Annotated in this window: 13 protein-coding genes; 12 read left to right on the plus strand and 1 reads right to left on the minus strand. The window is 42.0% G+C overall.

Annotated features, from left to right (window positions below):
* Positions 1-198: 198 nt before the first annotated feature.
* A complete protein-coding gene (locus BN1609_RS11220) occupies positions 199-3,393 on the plus strand; it encodes an immunoglobulin-like domain-containing protein (protein ID WP_088840863.1) in 3,195 nt (1,064 codons plus the stop codon).
* A gap of 83 nt (positions 3,394-3,476) precedes the next feature.
* Here BN1609_RS11220 and BN1609_RS11225 read toward each other — a convergent pair whose 3' ends face one another.
* Positions 3,477-4,826 (minus strand): sodium-dependent transporter, encoded by a 1,350-nt coding sequence (locus BN1609_RS11225; protein ID WP_088816209.1) that lies wholly within the window; start codon positions 4,824-4,826, stop codon positions 3,477-3,479.
* A 187-nt stretch (positions 4,827-5,013) separates the two neighbouring features.
* Here BN1609_RS11225 and BN1609_RS11230 point away from each other — a divergent pair, with 187 nt between their 5' ends.
* From BN1609_RS11230 to rlmD, 11 genes are all read left to right on the plus strand, one after another.
* A complete protein-coding gene (locus tag BN1609_RS11230) occupies positions 5,014-5,712 on the plus strand; it encodes a heptaprenylglyceryl phosphate synthase (protein ID WP_088810930.1) in 699 nt (232 codons plus the stop codon).
* Between the two features lie 31 nt (positions 5,713-5,743).
* Entirely contained in the window at positions 5,744-7,939 is a 2,196-nt protein-coding gene (pcrA, locus tag BN1609_RS11235) for a DNA helicase PcrA (protein WP_088816210.1), read from the plus strand.
* A 15-nt stretch (positions 7,940-7,954) separates the two neighbouring features.
* Positions 7,955-9,964, plus strand: a complete 2,010-nt coding sequence (gene ligA, locus BN1609_RS11240) for an NAD-dependent DNA ligase LigA (RefSeq protein WP_088810860.1) — start codon at positions 7,955-7,957, stop codon at positions 9,962-9,964.
* Between the two features lie 3 nt (positions 9,965-9,967).
* Complete coding sequence (locus BN1609_RS11245; RefSeq protein ID WP_088810861.1) at positions 9,968-11,086, plus strand: CamS family sex pheromone protein; 1,119 nt, start codon at positions 9,968-9,970, stop codon at positions 11,084-11,086.
* 123 nt (positions 11,087-11,209) lie between these two features.
* Entirely contained in the window at positions 11,210-11,503 is a 294-nt protein-coding gene (gene gatC / locus BN1609_RS11250; RefSeq protein ID WP_088810862.1) for an Asp-tRNA(Asn)/Glu-tRNA(Gln) amidotransferase subunit GatC, read from the plus strand.
* Between the two features lie 14 nt (positions 11,504-11,517).
* On the plus strand, positions 11,518-12,969 hold the full coding sequence (gatA, locus tag BN1609_RS11255) for an Asp-tRNA(Asn)/Glu-tRNA(Gln) amidotransferase subunit GatA (protein WP_088840864.1): 1,452 nt from the start codon (positions 11,518-11,520) through the stop codon (positions 12,967-12,969).
* 15 nt (positions 12,970-12,984) lie between these two features.
* Positions 12,985-14,415 carry an Asp-tRNA(Asn)/Glu-tRNA(Gln) amidotransferase subunit GatB gene (gene gatB / locus BN1609_RS11260; protein WP_088810864.1) on the plus strand — a complete coding sequence of 477 codons (1,431 nt, stop codon included), beginning with the start codon at positions 12,985-12,987 and terminating at the stop codon, positions 14,413-14,415.
* A 134-nt stretch (positions 14,416-14,549) separates the two neighbouring features.
* Positions 14,550-15,494 (plus strand): diacylglycerol kinase, encoded by a 945-nt coding sequence (locus tag BN1609_RS11265; RefSeq protein WP_088810865.1) that lies wholly within the window; start codon positions 14,550-14,552, stop codon positions 15,492-15,494.
* Positions 15,495-15,524: 30 nt separating this feature from the next.
* The gene (locus tag BN1609_RS11270) at positions 15,525-16,481 is read left to right on the plus strand and encodes a glycosyltransferase family 2 protein (protein ID WP_088810866.1); all 957 of its coding nucleotides are present in this window, start codon (positions 15,525-15,527) and stop codon (positions 16,479-16,481) included.
* Positions 16,482-16,587: 106 nt separating this feature from the next.
* Positions 16,588-17,343 carry a hypothetical protein gene (locus tag BN1609_RS11275; RefSeq protein ID WP_088840865.1) on the plus strand — a complete coding sequence of 252 codons (756 nt, stop codon included), beginning with the start codon at positions 16,588-16,590 and terminating at the stop codon, positions 17,341-17,343.
* Positions 17,344-17,390: 47 nt separating this feature from the next.
* Positions 17,391-18,752 (plus strand): 23S rRNA (uracil(1939)-C(5))-methyltransferase RlmD, encoded by a 1,362-nt coding sequence (gene rlmD / locus BN1609_RS11280; RefSeq protein WP_088840866.1) that lies wholly within the window; start codon positions 17,391-17,393, stop codon positions 18,750-18,752.

Raw genomic sequence — 18,752 nt, forward strand, 5'->3', positions numbered from 1 at the left:
GCTTTTTTCGGTAAATTTTAAATGTTACTATGAAAAAAGCTTACAGTGATTAGAGGATTAAAAAAGGAGGATTGTGTTAAAAAATTAGACAGTATAATAGACGAGGGGACTAATAGGAAACGATTAGGATTAGAGGTGTCCTGATGCGACCCCCCTATTTTTTGCCATGTCTAAAACGCTCGAAAGGAGAATTGAATATTGAAAATTAAGAAATCTAGATTAAGGAAAACGGTGATTAGTACTTTAGTAGCGACCCTGTTTGCATCAACAATTGCTACTTCATTGCCATATAATGCAAAAGCAACTGAAGGCCATGCACAGGAGGCTGGGCTAAATAGTTCATTAACTTCAGTCACAAGTAACTTACTGCAAAATCCTGGATTTGTAGGGGACGGAAATTTGATTACAAATTGGGATGTACAAGGTAGGTATTCAGCGGGCCGAGCTTATTATATGGAAAATTATAGGATATACGGCGGTTCTGGAGAATACTTGGATAATTATATGGCTCCTCAAAGTGATGGAAGTATTAACGTTACACATAAAAGGGCTATAAATAATGGACATATTGCTTTTTTAGGACAAAATGTAGAGGTTATAGAGGGACACAGATATCGTTTGTCTGTGGATTATAAGTATGTTTCTGGATCGGATTTAGAACATATCCAAGTACGGACATCAGACTTCAATAATAATGATGTTGAGATATCAAACAGTGATTGGTTACCTGTCACGAGTCCTACAGCAAGAAATTATACGACAACTGTCACTGCTCCTGCAGACATCACGATGCGGATTGAATTAAAAGTACTTGGTTTTAAAGATGCAATTGGTACGGAAGGTACAATAAATATTGGAAATGTATCATTGATGGATTTGGATGCAGCTCTTGATCAAACAACTATTAATGAGTTAGACACGGATTCTGTCAAAGCGGAGGGAACTGCAGAACCAAATGCAACGATTGAAATCAAAGCTGGTTCGACAACGCTTGGTACAGGGAGAGTAGCTGCAGATGGGCAATATAGTTTGACGATTCCAAAACAAGCAGTAGGAACCGTTGTGACGGCAACTGCAACGGCATACGGGAAAACGTCAAGTGTAAATACAACTGTTGCACAAGGAAATATCGCACAAACAACCATTAGTGCGTTAAATACAGATTCTGTCAAAGCGGAGGGAACTGCAGAACCGAATGCGACGATTGTAATTAAAGCAGGTTCGACAACGCTTGGAACGGGTACAGCAAGTTCAGATGGTCGTTACAGTATAACGATTCCAAGGCAAGAGGCAGAGACGTCTGTGACAGCAACGGCAACATTGAACGGGAAAACATCAAGTGCAGATACAATTGTTGCACAAGGAAACATCGCACAAACAACCATTAATGCATTAGATGCGGATTCTGTCAAAGCAGAGGGAACCGCAGAACCAAATGCGACGATTGTAATTAAAGCAGGTTCGACAACACTTGCAACGGGTCGAGTCGGTTCAGATGGTCGTTATAGTGTAACAATTCCGAAACAAGTTTCAGGAACAATTGTGACAGCAACGGCAACAGCAGATGGTAAGACATCGAGTGTGAATACAACCGTTGCACAAGGTAACCTTGCTCAAACAACCATTGAGCCATTAAACACAGATTCGGTAATCGCCGTAGGAACCGCAGAACCGAATGCGACGATTGTGTTAAAAGATCAAAATAATAATCAACTTGCAACAGGGCGAGTAGGCTCAGATGGTCGTTATAGCTTGACGATTCAAAAACAAATGGTTGGGACAGTTGTGACGGCGACAGTGACACAAGGTGGTAAAACGTCTAGTGCTTTTACGACTGTAACGAATGAGCATATTGCTCAAACTACTATTAATCCATTAAATGTAGACTCGAGAGTAGCGACAGGAACAGGTGAACCGAATGCAACAATTGTGCTGAAAGACCAGCATAATAATCAACTTGCGAGTGGTCGAATTGCTTCAGATGGCGCTTACAGTTTGACGATTCCAGCGCAAGTAGCCGGAACAGTCGTAACTGCCACTGTAACAGCAGGTGATAAAACGTCTAATGCCCATACAACAGTTACACAAGCAGCAAAAAGTGGTACGGTTACCGTGAAACAAGACTTTTATGTAGGCTATGATAGTCGCATTCAAGCAGAAGTAACAGGTGATGTGGAGAGAGTTTGCCTAGAAGTGAACGGCGTTCAACAATCTAAGGTTCCTGTTACAGGAAGCTTCACTTACTATGCTAAAAATAATATTACAAGTATAAATCAAACAGTCTATTTAGTTGGACTTGATTCAGCAAATAGAGAACTAGACCGCGCACGAGTAAATTTAAAAGATGGGCAACTAAAAATTGGAGCGGTTTCCCCGAATAACTTTGTAGTGGGGACTGATGCTTATGTGGAAGGAACGTATACGGGTTCGGTAAGAAAAGTAGGACTTTCTGTGAATGGAACAACGCTTTCTAAAGTTCCAGTTGAAGCAGACGGTAAATTCCGCTATTATGCACGTTCAAACATTACAAATGCAGATACAGATGAAGTGTTTGTCATCGGTTACAATTCGGAAAATACCGAAGTTTCACGGAAGAAAGTAGACTTATATCGACCAGGGAGTTTAGGTGGGACAATTACGGTTAATCCGAATTACTATGCTATTTCAGACTCATATGTAGAAGGAACGTATGCAGGCAATGTGAAATATGTATCCTTGGTTGTGAATGGAACAGAGTATTCGAGAACATCCGTGATAAATACGACAACATGGAGATACTATGCTAAAGATAAAATTGCAACGGGCGACACAGTTTCTGTGAAAGGGTACAATGCTGCTGGAAATGTTGTCGATCAAAAACCAGTCAATGTGGTTCTAAGTCCACCACAAAATAATGCAATTGCAGCAAATGACTTTTTCTTACATCAAGATAAATATATATCAGGGACGTATGAAGGAAGCGTAAAATATATTGCGTTGAAAGTGAATGGAACATTATTGAGTAGGATTCCAGTTCCATCAGACGGCACGTATACCTACTATGCTCGTCCTAATATTACATCTCTTACAGATACAGTATCCATTGTGGCTTACAATCAGGAAAAAGTACAAGTTGCAGAAGCGCCAGTTCGTGTTCGATTAACAAGTGACATTACATCGAATAGCTATCGAATTGGGGACAAGTCAGTTATTGGAACCTATTCAGGAGATGTGAAATACATTTCTGCAACCGTGAATGGGACACAACTTTCTAAGATTCCTGTGGATAACACGGGTACGTATAGCTACTATATTAAACGCGATGTAACAAGCGTTACGGATGAGGTTATTATGAAGGGATATAATGCTAGTGGCGCTGTTGTGGCTACTAACACAGTAAGAATTACAGCATAATTTAATAATCGCTATTTAATCAGTCAGAAATAAAAACCTGAAGGTAACGTACTTGAAATACGTTACCTTCAGGTTTTTTAGTTTTAAAATAATTTTAAAATCCCAGTCGCGCTTAGAAAGACAAAGATAATCGCGATAGGAGCAATGTATTTGATGATAAAAAGCCAGACAATGAAGGTTTTTTTGCCAAAATGGCTACTTGCCGTAAATTCATCTTGTAAAAGCTGTCTAGGCAGTCGGTAACCGACGAAAATGGAAATGAATAAGGCGCCGACTGGAAGGATGATATTGGAAACGAGATAGTCTGCGAATTCAAAGAAGGTAAGGCCGAAGAGGTGAATATCATTCCACACGCCGAAACTAAGCGCCGACGGAACGGCCATAATCATGATAAGCACTCCCATCCACGTACTTGCTTTTTTTCGAGAAACGCCGCTGGACATAATCGGTGCTACCGTTGCTTCGAGCATGGAAAAGCTTGACGTAAGGGCTGCAAAAAGGAACAGAATAAGGAAAATGACAAAGAAGAATGTTCCAAATGGCAGTTGGTTGAAAATCGATGGCAGGATGACGAATAATAAGCCGGGGCCTGCGTCAGGCGTGATTCCGAATGCAAAGGCTGCTGGAAAGATAGCGAGCCCTGCAAGAAGCGAAACACAGACATTCAAAAGAGCGATAGAAATGGCAGATTGCGGCAAGCTGACAGATTTATCTAAGTAAGAACTGTAGGTGACCATAACCGAGATACCAACGCTTAGTGAGAAGAAGGCTTGCCCGAGCGTGATTAAAATCGTGTTGGCTGTCATATGTGTGAAGTCAGGTTTCAAGAAAAATTGTACGCCGCTCATCGCACCGTCAAGCGTTAATGAGCGAATAATCAAGACAAGAAATAATAGAAAAAGTGCCGGCATCATAAATTTGCTCATTTTCTCGATTCCAGATACGACTCCGCGGTTAATAACGAAAACATTTAGTAGGATAAAAATGAAGGTAGCGATAAGTGAAAGGTACGGGTTGGCTGTTGTGCGACTAAATTCCTGTAGTAATTCAGTTTGCGTGGCACCCGCTAAGCTCATTGATAAGGCTTTAAAGAGGTAAGTAATAATCCAGCCACCTACAACGCTGTAGAAAGAAAACAGAATACTTGCGCCAACAACGCCTAGTTTTCCAAGTAAGTTCCATTTTGATTTTGGAGCGAGTGTTTTATAAGCTAAAATGGCGTCACCGCCTGAACTGCGACCGATAATAAATTCGGCCATTAAGATAGGCATAACAACAAGGAGCGTGATGGCGAGGAAAAGTAGAAAAAATGCTCCTCCGCCTGCTGTTGCCGCTACATATGGCAATTTCCAAATGGCACCAATCCCGATAGCTGATCCAGCCGATGCCAATATAAAGCCTATTTTAGAACCCCATTTTTCTTTTTGATGCATAAAATTCCCCTTTCAAAGTGATGTAACGTTAATCATATCAAAAAAGTCTTTTATTTGGAGCAAGTTTTTAGAAAAAGTTCAAAAAAAGTTAAATTCTCGTTTGAACAGATGAATGAAAAACAAACAAATGCTATAATAGATTAGTCTAGCGATTAAAATTGGAATTTTAGTAAGGGAGTCTATGCGTGTGCGTCATTTATTTAAGATTGATCCAGCCAAACCATTGTCTGATGAAGCGGTTCAAATGCTCTTACAAAGTGAGACAGATGGTTTTATTATTGGCGGGACAGATGGAATTACTTTAGAAAATGTCACAGAAACGTACGAACGTTTTATGGAAACCGACTTGCCACTTTATTTGGAAATAAGTACGCCAGATATGATTTTACCTCTGGCTGACCAATTTTTAATTCCGATGGTTTTAAATACGCTTGATACAACTTGGTCGCATGGTTTACACGTTGACTTATTGCGTGAATATGCACCGCACGTCCCATTTAGGCGTATTTCGCCAGTTGGTTACGTCATTTTAAATCCGGAGGCAAAAGCGGCGATTAAAACCGGAGCGCTGACCAATTTGGAAGCAGAAACTGTTGCGGCGTACGCTGAATTAGCAGAACATTTTTTCCACCTACCGATTTTTTATGTGGAATATAGTGGCATGTTTGGTGACGTGACAATTTTGCGGGCAGTCAAAGCTGTGCTTAAGGAAACGAAATTATGGTATGGTGGGGGCATTCGCTCGCTTACAGATGCAAAAGAAATGGCGGAAGTGGCTGATGTCATCATCGTGGGTAATTTAATTTATGAAGATTTAGAAGAAGCGCTTGTTACGGCGCAAGTTTCAGCTCGTGCTAGCAGGTGCGAGGAAGATATGATAAAATAAGAACAAATGTTTGTGTGGTGGTGGATAAAAAATGCAATTAAACAGTGAAGAACTTGTAAAAGGACTTAATAAGGAGCAAAAAAGGGCGGTAGAAACAACGGAAGGACCGCTTTTAATTATGGCAGGAGCTGGTAGTGGGAAGACGCGTGTTTTAACGCACCGAATTGCGTATTTAATCAAAGAGCGCGAAGTGAATCCGTATAACATTTTGGCGATTACGTTTACAAACAAAGCGGCGCGCGAAATGAAAGCGCGAGTTGTCGGGCTTCTTGGTGGTGTAGCGGAATCAATTTGGATTTCTACATTTCACTCCATGTGTGTCCGCATTTTAAGGCGCGACATCGAGCGAATTGGCTACGAGCGCAATTTTACAATTTTAGATAGTAGCGATCAACTTTCCGTTATTAAAGGTATTTTAAAAGACAAAAATATTGATTCAAAAAAATATGAGCCACGCGGGATACTTGCTTCCATTAGCAACGCGAAAAATGAATTGATGGACGCGGCGGAGTATAAGCGCGAGGCGAGTGGCTACTATGATAATATGGTTGCAGAAGTTTACGAAGCGTATGAGAAGAAATTGAAAAAGAATCAGGCGCTCGATTTCGACGATTTAATCATGGTGACGATTCGCTTATTTGAGCGCGTACCAGATGTTTTAGAGTACTATCAGCGAAAATTTCAATACATTCACGTAGATGAATATCAAGATACGAACCACGCGCAGTATTTGCTCGTGAAACTTCTCGCGGCAAGACTTCAGAATTTGTGCGTCGTCGGGGACTCGGATCAGTCGATTTATGGCTGGCGCGGTGCTGATATTTCCAACATTTTGTCGTTTGAAAAGGATTATCCAAAGGCGCAAATGATTTTGCTTGAAGAGAACTACCGGTCGACAAAACGGATTTTAGAAGCGGCAAACCGTGTGATTGAAAATAACCGTAACCGCAAAGCGAAAAATTTGTGGACGAGCAATGACGAAGGCGCCAAAATTTTCTATCATAAAGCGCTCACTGAAAAAGAAGAGGCTTCCTATGTAGTAAGTAAAATTCAAGAAGAAGTGGCAAACAAAAATCGACCATTATCTGATTTTGCAATTCTGTACCGAACAAACGCCCAGTCGCGTGTCATGGAGGAATTCTTCATGAAATCGAACATGGCCTACACGATGGTCGGCGGCACAAAATTCTATGACCGTAAAGAAATTAAAGACATTTTAGCTTATTTGCGCCTCATTTCAAACAATGAAGATGACATTAGTTTGTCGCGCATCATTAACGTGCCGAAGCGCGGGGTGGGGGCTGGATCGCTCGACAAAATAGCAAGTACAGCGAACGCGTATGACTTAACTTTATTTGAAGTGTTAAATCGCATCGAACTCGCCGGCATTCCCGCGAAAACGAGTAAACAGTTGGTCGAATTCCACGATTTAATTCGCGGCTTTAGTCAAATGCAAGAATTTCTCTCTGTAACCGAGCTTGTAGAGCAAGTTTTGGATAAAACGGGATATCGTGACATGCTGAAAAATGAAAGAACGATTGAAGCGCAGACGAGGCTCGAAAATATTGACGAGCTCCTTTCTGTTACGCAAAACTTCGAAAAAGAAAGTGAAGATAAGTCGCTTATCGCGTTTCTAACGGACTTGGCTCTTGTTGCCGATGTGGATCAATTAGAAGACGACTTAGAGCAAACTGGCGCGGTCACATTGATGACGCTTCACTCAGCAAAAGGGCTCGAGTTTCCAGTTGTCTTTTTAGTCGGCCTTGAAGAAGGCATTTTCCCACATTCGCGCGCTCTTTTTGAAGAAGATGAAATGGAAGAAGAACGTCGTTTAGCTTACGTAGGGATTACGCGGGCAGAAGAAGAATTGTTCTTAACGAGCGCCTATTCGCGCATGATTTTTGGGCGTTCAGCAGCCAACGTTGAATCCCGATTTATCGGCGAAATCCCACAAGATTTGCTTGAAACAGGCAACGAAAATAAATTAAAAGAAGTGCCGTTCAAACGTTCCACAATCAACACGAAACAAGTGGCGAATTACCAAACGAGCGGTGCTGAAAAAGTTGGTTGGTCTGTTGGCGACAAAGCGACCCATAAAAAATGGGGAACTGGAACTGTTGTGAGCGTAAAAGGGGAAGGTAGCAATATGGAACTCGATATCGCTTTCCCAAGTCCAACTGGAATTAAACGATTACTGGCCGAATTCGCGCCAATTGAAAAAGTGTAAAGGTAGGTAGAGAGCATGAGTGAAAGAACTAGATACGACGAAATTATCGCTGAACTTAATCAGTATAGTTACGAGTATTATGCCCTAGACAAGCCAACCGTAGAAGATGCTGTCTATGATAAATTGCTCCACGAACTAATCGCTTTAGAAGAAAAGCACCCTAATTGGATAACAAGTGACTCACCGTCACAACGAATCGGCGGTGAAGTTTTAGAAGGCTTCGATAAAGTGGCACATAAAACGCCAATGTTAAGCTTGGCCAATGCATTTAACGAACAGGATCTGCTCGATTTTGACCGCCGTGTACGCGAAAAAGTCGGCGACGACCGCGAATATATGTGCGAACTTAAAATTGATGGCCTTGCCGTTTCACTCGAATACGAAGCTGGTCGCTATAAGCGCGGCGCGACTCGTGGCGACGGCACAACCGGTGAAGACATTACCGCAAATCTGCGGACAATTCGGTCCATCCCCATGAAACTAAAACGCGACTTTTCAATTGAAGTCCGCGGCGAAGCTTTCATGCCTAAAAAATCATTTAAAAACTTAAATGAAACACGCGAACAAGAAGGCCTCATGCTGTTCGCAAATCCGCGTAATGCGGCGGCTGGTTCGCTTAGACAGCTCGATACAAAAATTGCGGCATCGCGGAATTTGGATATTTTCCTTTATGCGGTGGCTGATTTTGGTGAAATGGGCGTCAAAAAACATAGCGATGGCTTGGACATGCTCGGCGAACTCGGTCTTAGAACGAACAAAGAACGCGCTGTTTGCGGCACAATGGATGAAGTGTTTGCTTATATTAAAAAGTGGACAGAAAAACGAACATCGCTCGATTACGATATCGATGGGATTGTCATTAAAGTCAATGATTTGGCGCAACAAAATGAGCTTGGCGCACGTGTTAAAACACCACGCTGGGCAATTGCTTACAAATTCCCGGCTGAAGAAGTCGAAACGACATTACTTGATATTGAACTTCGCGTTGGTCGAACAGGCGTTGTCACACCAACTGCTATTTTAGAACCCGTTCAAGTAGCGGGTACAACAGTTGGCCGTGCGTCCCTTCATAACGAAGATTTAATCCATGAAAAAGATATACGTGTTGGCGATACCGTTGTCATCAAAAAAGCAGGCGATATTATTCCCGAAGTGATTCGCAGCATCCCAGAAAAACGAACTGGTGCAGAAGAGCCGTTTCACATGCCAAAAGTTTGCCCAGACTGCGGAAGCGAACTTGTTCGCCTCGAAGAAGAGGTCGCACTGCGCTGTATCAATCCAAAATGCCCAGCGCAAATTAAGGAAGGACTCATTCATTTTGTATCGCGCAATGCAATGAATATTGATGGACTTGGCGAAAAAGTGATTATTCAGCTCTTTTCACACAACCTCATTGCCGATGTTGCAGATTTGTTTTCCCTTTCAAAAGAAAAACTGTTAGAATTAGAAAGAATGGGAGAAAAATCTGTTTCCAATTTGCTTTCGAGCATTGAAGCAAGCAAGCAAAATTCGCTCGAACGATTGCTATTTGGTCTTGGCATTCGTCACGTAGGTGAAAAGGCGGCGCGCACGCTCGCACTCCGCTTTGACACGATGGACGCCCTCAGAAAAGCAGATAAGGAAACCCTTCAAAATACGGCCGACATTGGCGAAAAAATGGCGGATAGCATCGTCACTTATTTCGAAAATGAAGAAGTCCACGAACTGCTCGCTGAACTCGAAGCGGCTGGCGTGAACATGACCTACACAGGTCCACGCATCGAAGAGCAAGATGAGGAAGACTTAGTTTTTTCCGGGAAAAAGGTAGTTTTAACTGGGAAATTGGAACAGCTTACGCGAAACGAAGCGAAAGCCCTAATTGAGAAACTTGGCGGCGATGTTTCCGGTAGCGTCAGCAAAAAGACGGATGTTGTTGTTGCGGGCAGCGATGCAGGTTCTAAGCTTGAAAAGGCAAATGAACTCGGCATACCTGTCTGGTCGGAAGAAGAGCTTATGGAATACTTACCAGATGAGGGTGAATTATAAATAATGAAAAAATATTTAATACTCGTTTTGGCTTCGCTACTTGTACTCACAGGTTGTGCCCCAAAACTGTCATCAGATGAGAAAGTGGTCACAAAAGACGAAGAAAAGAAAAGCGAAACCGGAATTATGACGAAAAATCAAATTTCTGAGAATTACTATAAGACGGTTCTGCCCTATAAAGCGAGTAAATCAAGAGGACTCGTTGTATCGAATATTTATTCGCGTTATGACATTAACGAATTAGAGTCTGGTTTAATGCGTGTTTCGCAAAATGAATATTCACCGGACGATTACCTTTTCCAAGAAGGACAATATTTGGATAAAGAATTGTTAACGTCTTGGCTTAGTCGTAAAAGCGATAAAAATAAAGACGGTTTGAATCCAGTAGATAACGGTTTCGGTGCTAACCGTAATCCTATTTATTTAGCGCATATTTTAGAACAAAACTATTTGAAGAAAACGGATAAAGACACGGTCGCACTCGGTGGTGTATCCATTGCGCTCGCGATGAATTCCGTTGATTATTACCAAAAGGAACAATACGGTGACACATTTGAGCAAGAGATTAGCGATGATAAATTGTTATCAGAAGGAAAAGCAATGGCTCAAACGATTTTAACGCGAATTCGCCAAACGAAAGGGCTAGAAAATGTCCCCGTCACGATTGCCATTTATAAACAAGGCCGACGTGATGCCGTTGCCCCGGGGAATTATATCGCTTATGCAACAACAAACGGCAATGACATTGGCAACTTTAAAACAATCAAAGAAAAAAATTATGTTTTGCCAAGTGCAGAGGCACAATCTGACCACAAGGCAGACAATGATTCATTCTTAAACTTCCAGGCCGATATTGAAAAATACTATCCGAACTTCACTGGGGTTGTGGGACGCGCACGTTATGAAGATGGCCAAATGGCAGACTTAAACGTCGATATCCCCCTTCAATTTTACGGGGAAGCGGAAATTATCGGTTTCACGCAATATGTTACCGATTTAATTGGCAAGCATTTACCAAAAGAAGCGAATATCCAAGTTAGCATTTCAACTTCTGATGGTCCTGCCGCATTAATTACGCGCAAACCAAGCGACAGCGCAGCGAACGCGCACATTTATAATTAATTAAAAAAGTTCCTAGCATTCGCTAGGAACTTTTCACGTTTTCCGGTATTTTTTATATCCGAATAGTCGCTTCTATGATATAATTTTACCATTAGTGGAAAAAACGAAAAGGAGGATGGCGTCTTGACGAACATATCAAAAGAGACCGTTTTAAAAGTGGCCAATTTAGCTAAGCTTGATGTTTCTGGCGCAGAGGCAGATGTTTTTGCAGGCCAACTAGGCAATATTATTGAAATGGTGGAAAAACTGGACCAGCTAAATACAGCCAATGTTGAGCCAACTTCTCATGCAATTGAGGTTTCAAATGTTTTACGGGAAGATGTTTCTCACCCGGGATTAAAACGTGAAAAAGTACTCCGTAACGCGCCTGACACACAGGACGGCATGTTTAAAGTACCAACGATTTTAGAGGATTAAGGAGGGAATTCATTTTGGGATTATTCGAACACTCAGTAAAAAACTTGCATGACATGCTCGTCAAAAAAGAAATTTCCCCTTTTGATTTGGTGAAAGAATCTTTTGACCGCATTGAGGCAGTAGAAGATAAAGTACAATCATTTATAACATTAAACAAAGAAACAGCGCTCGACGTCGCAGAAGAATTAGGCGATTCTGGCATTGATCCAGCAAACATGCTCGCTGGCTTGCCAATCGGACTTAAAGATAATATTGTTACGAAAAACTTACGAACAACAGCGGCAAGTAAGATTTTATACAACTTTGACCCAATTTATGATGCGACTGTCGTCTGGAAACTAAAACAAGCCCAAGTTATCAACATCGGGAAATTAAATATGGACGAGTTTGCGATGGGTTCATCGACCGAAACGTCTCATTTCCACAAAACATACAACCCGTGGGACTTATCGAAAGTACCTGGTGGGTCATCAGGCGGGAGTGCTGCTGCTGTAGCCGCGTCTGAAGTACTCTTCTCACTCGGTTCAGATACAGGTGGTTCCATCCGCCAGCCTGCCGCTTTTTGTGGCGTAGTCGGAATGAAACCTACATATGGCCGCATCTCTCGGTTTGGGCTCATTGCTTTTGCCTCGTCGCTTGATCAAATCGGTCCTATTACTCGGACGGTTGAGGATAATGCTTACTTGCTGCAAGCAATTTCTGGCGTAGATGAAAATGACTCAACGTCGATTGACGCGCCTGTTGAAAACTTCTCAGAATACTTAACGGGTGATGTAAAAGGTCTTAAAATTGGTGTTCCAAAAGAGTACCTAGGCGATGGTGTACAGCCTGGTGTGAAAACCGCTGTTATGGAAGCTTTAAAAACACTTGAAAAACTTGGCGCAACTTGGGAAGAAGTTTCCTTGCCGCATTCTGAATACGGGGTAGCGAGTTACTATATTTTAGCCTCGAGTGAAGCGTCTTCGAACTTAGCGCGTTTTGATGGTGTGCGTTACGGTTATCGTACGGAAAATGCGAATTCGCTTGAAGAGCTTTACAAAAAAACGCGTTCAGAAGGCTTTGGCGACGAAGTGAAACGCCGGATTATGCTCGGAACTTATTCACTAAGCTCGGGTTATTACGATGCGTATTACAAAAAAGCGCAGCAAGCGAGAACGCTTATTAAGCAAGATTTTGAAAAAGTTTTTGCGGACTACGATGTCATTATTGGACCAAGTACGCCGACGACTGCTTTTGATATTGATGGCATGATTCATGATCCAATTACGATGTATCAAAATGACTTATTAACGATTCCAATTAACTTGGCAGGACTTCCGGCGATTTCGGTTCCGTGTGGTCTAAGCGACGGTCTACCTGTAGGCTTACAAATTATTGGCAATCATTTTAAAGAAGGTCAAATTTATCAAGTTGCGCATGCGTTTGAGCAAGCAACAGATTTTCATAAAGCAAAACCATCATTATAAAAAGGCGGTGCAGTCATGAATTTTGAAACTATTATCGGGCTTGAAGTCCATGTTGAATTAAAAACAGAATCCAAAATTTTCTCTTCTGCTCCGGCGCATTTTGGTGCAGAACCGAATACAAATACTACGGTGGTCGATTTAGGGATGCCAGGCGTTTTACCTGTTTTAAATAAACGGGCAGTTGAGTTTGGTATGAAAGCCGCGATGGCAATCAATTGTGATATCGCGAAACATACGAAGTTTGACCGCAAAAACTACTTTTATCCAGATAATCCGAAAGCGTACCAAATTTCGCAATTCGATAAGCCAATCGGGGAACATGGGCACATCGAAATTGAAGTAGACGGACGCAAAAAGAAAATCGGCATCACGCGTCTTCACTTAGAAGAAGATGCTGGGAAAAATACGCATACGAATAAAGGTTACTCGCTTGTTGATATTAATCGTCAAGGGACGCCGCTTATTGAAATCGTATCAGAGCCAGATATTCGTTCTGCTGACGAGGCATACGCGTATCTTGAAAAATTAAAATCAATCATTCAATACACGGGTGTATCCGATGTGAAGATGGAAGAAGGCTCAATGCGGTGTGATGCGAATATTTCCATTCGTCCAGTTGGGCAAGAAGAATTTGGGGTTAAAACAGAGCTTAAAAATTTAAACTCCTTTAATAATGTGCGTAAAGGAATTGAATATGAAGAAAAACGCCAAGCAGAAGTGCTCATGGCAGGCGGCATCATCGAACAAGAAACGCGCCGTTTTGATGAGGCAACAGGTAAAACATCACTTATGCGCGTGAAAGAAGGCTCTGATGATTATCGTTACTTCCCAGAACCAGATTTAGTCGATCTTTATATCGATGACGCATGGATGGAACGAATTCGTGCTGAAATTCCAGAGCTTCCAGACAAACGTCAAGCGCGCTACGTGAGCGAGCTAGGCTTGCCAACCTATGACGCGATGGTGCTCACACTTACAAAGGAAATGTCTGATTTCTTTGAAGCTACTTTACAAGAAGGCGCAGACGCAAAACAGGTCTCCAACTGGCTTATGGGCGAAGTGTCCGCTTACCTGAACGCCGAGCAAAAAGAGTTGCATGAAACAGGGCTGACGCCAGCAAACTTAGCTGGGATGATTCAGTTGATTGAAAAAGGCACGATTTCTTCTAAAATCGCTAAAAAAGTTTTCCGTGAGTTAGCCGAAAATGGTGGGGACGCGGAAGAAGTTGTCAAAGCGAAAGGGCTCGTACAAATTTCCGATGAAGGCGAATTACGCGCCATCATTTCTGGCATTTTAGACGGAAACGCGCAATCGATTGAGGATTACAAAAATGGTAAGGATCGTGCTGTTGGCTTCCTAGTTGGGCAAGTGATGAAAGCAACAAAAGGGCAAGCTAATCCGCCAATGGTAAATAAATTACTTATCGACGAAATGAATAAGCGCTAAGTAAACTGGAAGGAGGGGCAACAAAAAGTCCCTTCTTTTTATTTTAAAAAAAGGCGCATTTTGCTATAATAAAAATGTTAGTGAAAATTTGTAGATAAAACGTAATGAGTTTTATGCGAGAGAGGATGAATTCCATGGCGAAGCGCGCCCGTGTCATCTATAATCCAACTTCAGGACGAGAAATCATAAAAAAGAATTTAGCAGATGTGCTCATGGTTTTAGAAAATGCCGGTTATGTAACGTCAGCCCATGCGACAACACCAGAACCAGGTGATGCCGAACGTGAAGCTAGACGTGCCGTGCAAGAAAAATACGATTTAGTCGTCGCAGCAGGTGGCGATGGAACGATAAATGAAGTCATCAATGGGATTGCTGAACAAGAATACCGTCCAAAGGTTGGCATCATTCCAACTGGGACAACGAATGATTTTGCGAGGGCGCTACACGTGCCGCGCGACGTTATGAAGGCAACGGAAATCATTGCTCGTGGTGATAGTGTGGCGATGGATATTGGGAAGGCGAATGAAACGTACTTCATTAATATTGGCGGTGGCGGCCGGATTACGGAGCTAACCTATGATGTGCCAAGCAAGCTAAAAACGATGCTTGGGCAACTCGCGTATTATTTGAAAGGGATTGAAATGCTCCCTTCTTTAAAAGCGACGGACGTGCGTGTCGAATATGATGATGGTGTCTTTGAAGGAAAAGCGATGTTCTTTTTACTTGGCTTGACGAACTCTATCGGAGGCTTCGAAAAAATTGCACCTGACGCAAAACTAGACGACGGCAAGTTTTCCCTCATCATCTTGAAAAAAGTGAACTTAGCAGAATTTATTCGATTAGTGACGCTCGCCCTTCGCGGCGACCACATTAAGGAACCGAATATCATCTACGTGAAATCGAAAAAAGTCATTGTGACATCCGAAGAAAAAATGCTTATTAATCTTGACGGAGAACTTGGCGGAGAAACACCAATGACATTTGAAAATTTAAACCAACATATCGAATTTTTTGCCGATGTGCATGCCATTCCAGCAACTGATTTAGACAGCAAAAAACAAGCGGATTCTCAAATTTAAAAAGGGTAAATGATAGGAGAAAGAGCGGAAATGAAAAAAATAACGATTCTAGTCCCAGCTTACAATGAGGAGCAGGTTCTAAACATGTTTTACGATCAAGTCTTACTCACTTTAGATACGATTCAAAACTATTCATTCGAAATTTTGTTTGTAAATGACGGAAGTAAAGACAATACACTTGAAATCTTAAAAAAGCTCCGTGAACAGGATAAAAGAGTAAGCTATATTAACTTAAGTCGAAATTTTGGTAAAGAAATTGCGATGATTGCAGGACTCGACTATGCGGACAGCGATGCAGTAATTATTATGGACGCAGATTTGCAAGACCCGCCTGAACTGATCCCAGAAATGATTCAATACTGGGAAGAAGGTTACGACGATGTTTACGCAAAACGAAGATCGCGCGACGGCGAAAGTGCTATGAAGAAGCTGACGTCAAGACAGTTTTATAAACTGCTTAAAAAGCTGACGAAAGTACCTATCCAAGAAGATACGGGAGATTTCAGATTGCTTGATCGCCGAGCAGTGAATGCGCTGCGCGAGTTTCGCGAGGCACAACGCTATACAAAAGGAATGTTTAGCTGGATAGGTTTCCACAAAAAAGAAATTTTATTTGACCGTGACAAACGCGGCGCCGGCCAAACAAAATGGAATTATTTCCAACTCATGAATTTAGCGATGGAAGGGATAACATCATTTACCACGGCTCCTTTAAGACTCTCAGCGCTTAGCGGCGTTTTGATTTCAATTATTGCGTTCATTTTCATGATTTGGACCTTTATTAAAACCCTTCTTTTTGGGGAAAGTGTAAGTGGCTACCCATCCCTTATGGTCGTAATATTATTCCTTGGCGGCATTCAATTGCTCTCACTCGGAATTATTGGCGAATATTTAGGGCGAATCTTCAACGAGACGAAACAACGTCCGCTCTATTTTGTTGACCGTCATAACGAAGAAAAAGTAGAGTCCGTAAAATATAAGAAATAGCCCTTTAAATTAGTCGAAAATATGTCTTTTTTGTCATGGTATTGTATTATTTTGGTTTTGCCAGTATAATGGTAGAGTCAAAAAATAGAAAGTGGGTGAAGCAAACTTGGAAAAAGTAGCCCGACCCAAAAAAGCATTATTTCTAAGTGCTCTATTCATCCTTTCAGTTGTTATCGCACTTTTTGTAGTTTGGAAGGTTCAAGCAGAGGAAATTACACCTAGAGTAAGCGAAGCGGAGCTTATTGCAAGCAATAAATCGTGGATTGCAACGAAAACAGCAATTCCATTAACGGATGACATTTCATTTTTACCAGCCGAAAAAGATACAGAGGTTCATATATTAGCTAACGGAAATTTAGTTGTCGATGTCACCAATCATGAAATTTTAAATCAACTTTCAGAAGAAGATTCTAAGTACGAAGGGATTAAAGAATATCGCTTAGTTATTGCTGCGTCAAATGTGGCGGAGTATATCAATAACTCGAAATTCAAATATCCTATGGATTATGCTTACGATGGATTCTCTAATTATCAAATTGAAAGTGGCACGCGTGAAATCCAAACGAGCAATGAAACCATCAATTTAACACGCAAAAAAAATCAAGTGACTGCCAAATCTTTAGTGCCCGTCGAGTTTTCAAATGAACTGGCGACAAAAAGCATAAAAGCTTTGCAAATGAACATCACAACAGAAAGTTTAGCGCTAGATGATTCGTTTGAGGCGAAAGCTAAAACGGTCACAGCCTATCCTAAAACATTCTTTTATGATTTCAACGTTACTCGAAACTCATGGCTCATTTTTTCAGAAACGAAACAAGTAAATGTTTCTGTTCCAATTGGGATTGAATATATTATCAAATAACAGCAGGGCAGTCACTCGCTCTGCTTTTTGAATGGGGAGAACGCCAGATGCCAAACGAAATGTTAAAGAAAAACCAAATACTGTCTGTAACCATCGAGGATTTAACTCATGACGGAAGCGGAATCGCCAAAATCGACGGCTATCCGCTATTTATACCTGCGGCGCTTCCAGGCGAAGAAGTCCGTGTAAAAGTGGTCAAGGTGAACAAAAAGTATGGTTTCGGAAGAATCGAAAGCTTCGAAAAAGAAAGCCCAGAACGCGTCACACCACCTTGCCCCGTATACCAAAAATGCGGCGGCTGCCAGCTCCAACACCTCTCTTATGAAGGGCAACTTTTGTTTAAAAGAAGGCAAGTCGAACAGCTTATGAAGCGCGTCGGTAAACTCGAAACCGAAGTCCTGCCAACAATTGGAATGGCAAAACCGTTCCGCTACCGAAACAAATCGCAAGTGCCAGTCGGTTATGTGAACGGGAAACTCGGCGCAGGTTTTTATCAAAAGAGAAGTCATGACATCATTGATATGGATACGTGCCTCATTCAAGATGAGAAAAGCGATGCGGCCATTCAAGAAGCACGTGCGGTTTTCGCGGAATTTTACACGGAGCCATACAATGAAGTAACCCACCAAGGCGATTTGCGCCACATTATGACGCGCGTCGGCAAAACATCAGGTGAGCTCATGCTCGTTTTAATCACGCGCACGCTTGATTTCCCAAACAAACCAGCTATCCTTGAACAACTTAAAAAACGCGTTCAAAGTGTCACCTCCATCGTCCAAAACATCAATGCGAATAAAACGAACGTCATTTTGGGCGATAAAACGGTCACGCTTTATGGCCCAAATACGATTACAGACACCATTCACGGGATTCAATTTGCAATTTCAGCACGGAGCTTCTACCAAGTCAATCCGGAGCAAACGGAAGTCCTTTATCAAAAAGCGCTTGATGCAGCGAATTTAACCGGAAATGAAACCGTCATTGATGCCTATTGTGGCATTGGCTCCATCTCGCTTTGCCTCGCCAAAAAAGCAAGACATGTTTACGGCGTCGAAATCGTAAACCAAGCCATCCTTGACGCGCGAGCAAATGCCAAGCTAAACCAAATCGAGAATGTCACGTTTGAAACCGGAAAAGCAGAAGACGTTATCCCCAACTGGTATAAAAATGGGATTACCGCAGACGTCCTAGTCGTCGATCCCCCAAGAAAAGGCTGCGACGAAAAATTGCTTGCCACTATCTTAAAAATGAAACCGAAAAAAGTCGTCTACGTATCCTGTGACCCAGCAACCCTTGCCCGCGACTTACGCATCTTAAACGAAGGCGGGTATAAAGTTTCAGCCGTCCAACCTGTGGACATGTTTCCGATGACGACGCATATTGAAAATGTCGTATCTTTGGAATTATAA

It is taken from the genome of Listeria sp. ILCC797, from assembly GCF_900186185.1.
Classification (GTDB): Bacteria; Bacillota; Bacilli; order Lactobacillales; family Listeriaceae; genus Listeria; species Listeria goaensis.

Coding starts and splice junctions, on each gene's coding strand:
- BN1609_RS11225 (WP_088816209.1), bottom strand. CDS start 4,826: ATGCATCAAAAAGAAAAATGGGGTTCTAAAATAGGCTTTATATTGGCA.
- pcrA (WP_088816210.1), top strand. CDS start 5,744: ATGCAATTAAACAGTGAAGAACTTGTAAAAGGACTTAATAAGGAGCAA.
- ligA (WP_088810860.1), top strand. CDS start 7,955: ATGAGTGAAAGAACTAGATACGACGAAATTATCGCTGAACTTAATCAG.
- BN1609_RS11245 (WP_088810861.1), top strand. CDS start 9,968: ATGAAAAAATATTTAATACTCGTTTTGGCTTCGCTACTTGTACTCACA.
- gatB (WP_088810864.1), top strand. CDS start 12,985: ATGAATTTTGAAACTATTATCGGGCTTGAAGTCCATGTTGAATTAAAA.
- BN1609_RS11265 (WP_088810865.1), top strand. CDS start 14,550: ATGGCGAAGCGCGCCCGTGTCATCTATAATCCAACTTCAGGACGAGAA.
- BN1609_RS11270 (WP_088810866.1), top strand. CDS start 15,525: ATGAAAAAAATAACGATTCTAGTCCCAGCTTACAATGAGGAGCAGGTT.
- rlmD (WP_088840866.1), top strand. CDS start 17,391: ATGCCAAACGAAATGTTAAAGAAAAACCAAATACTGTCTGTAACCATC.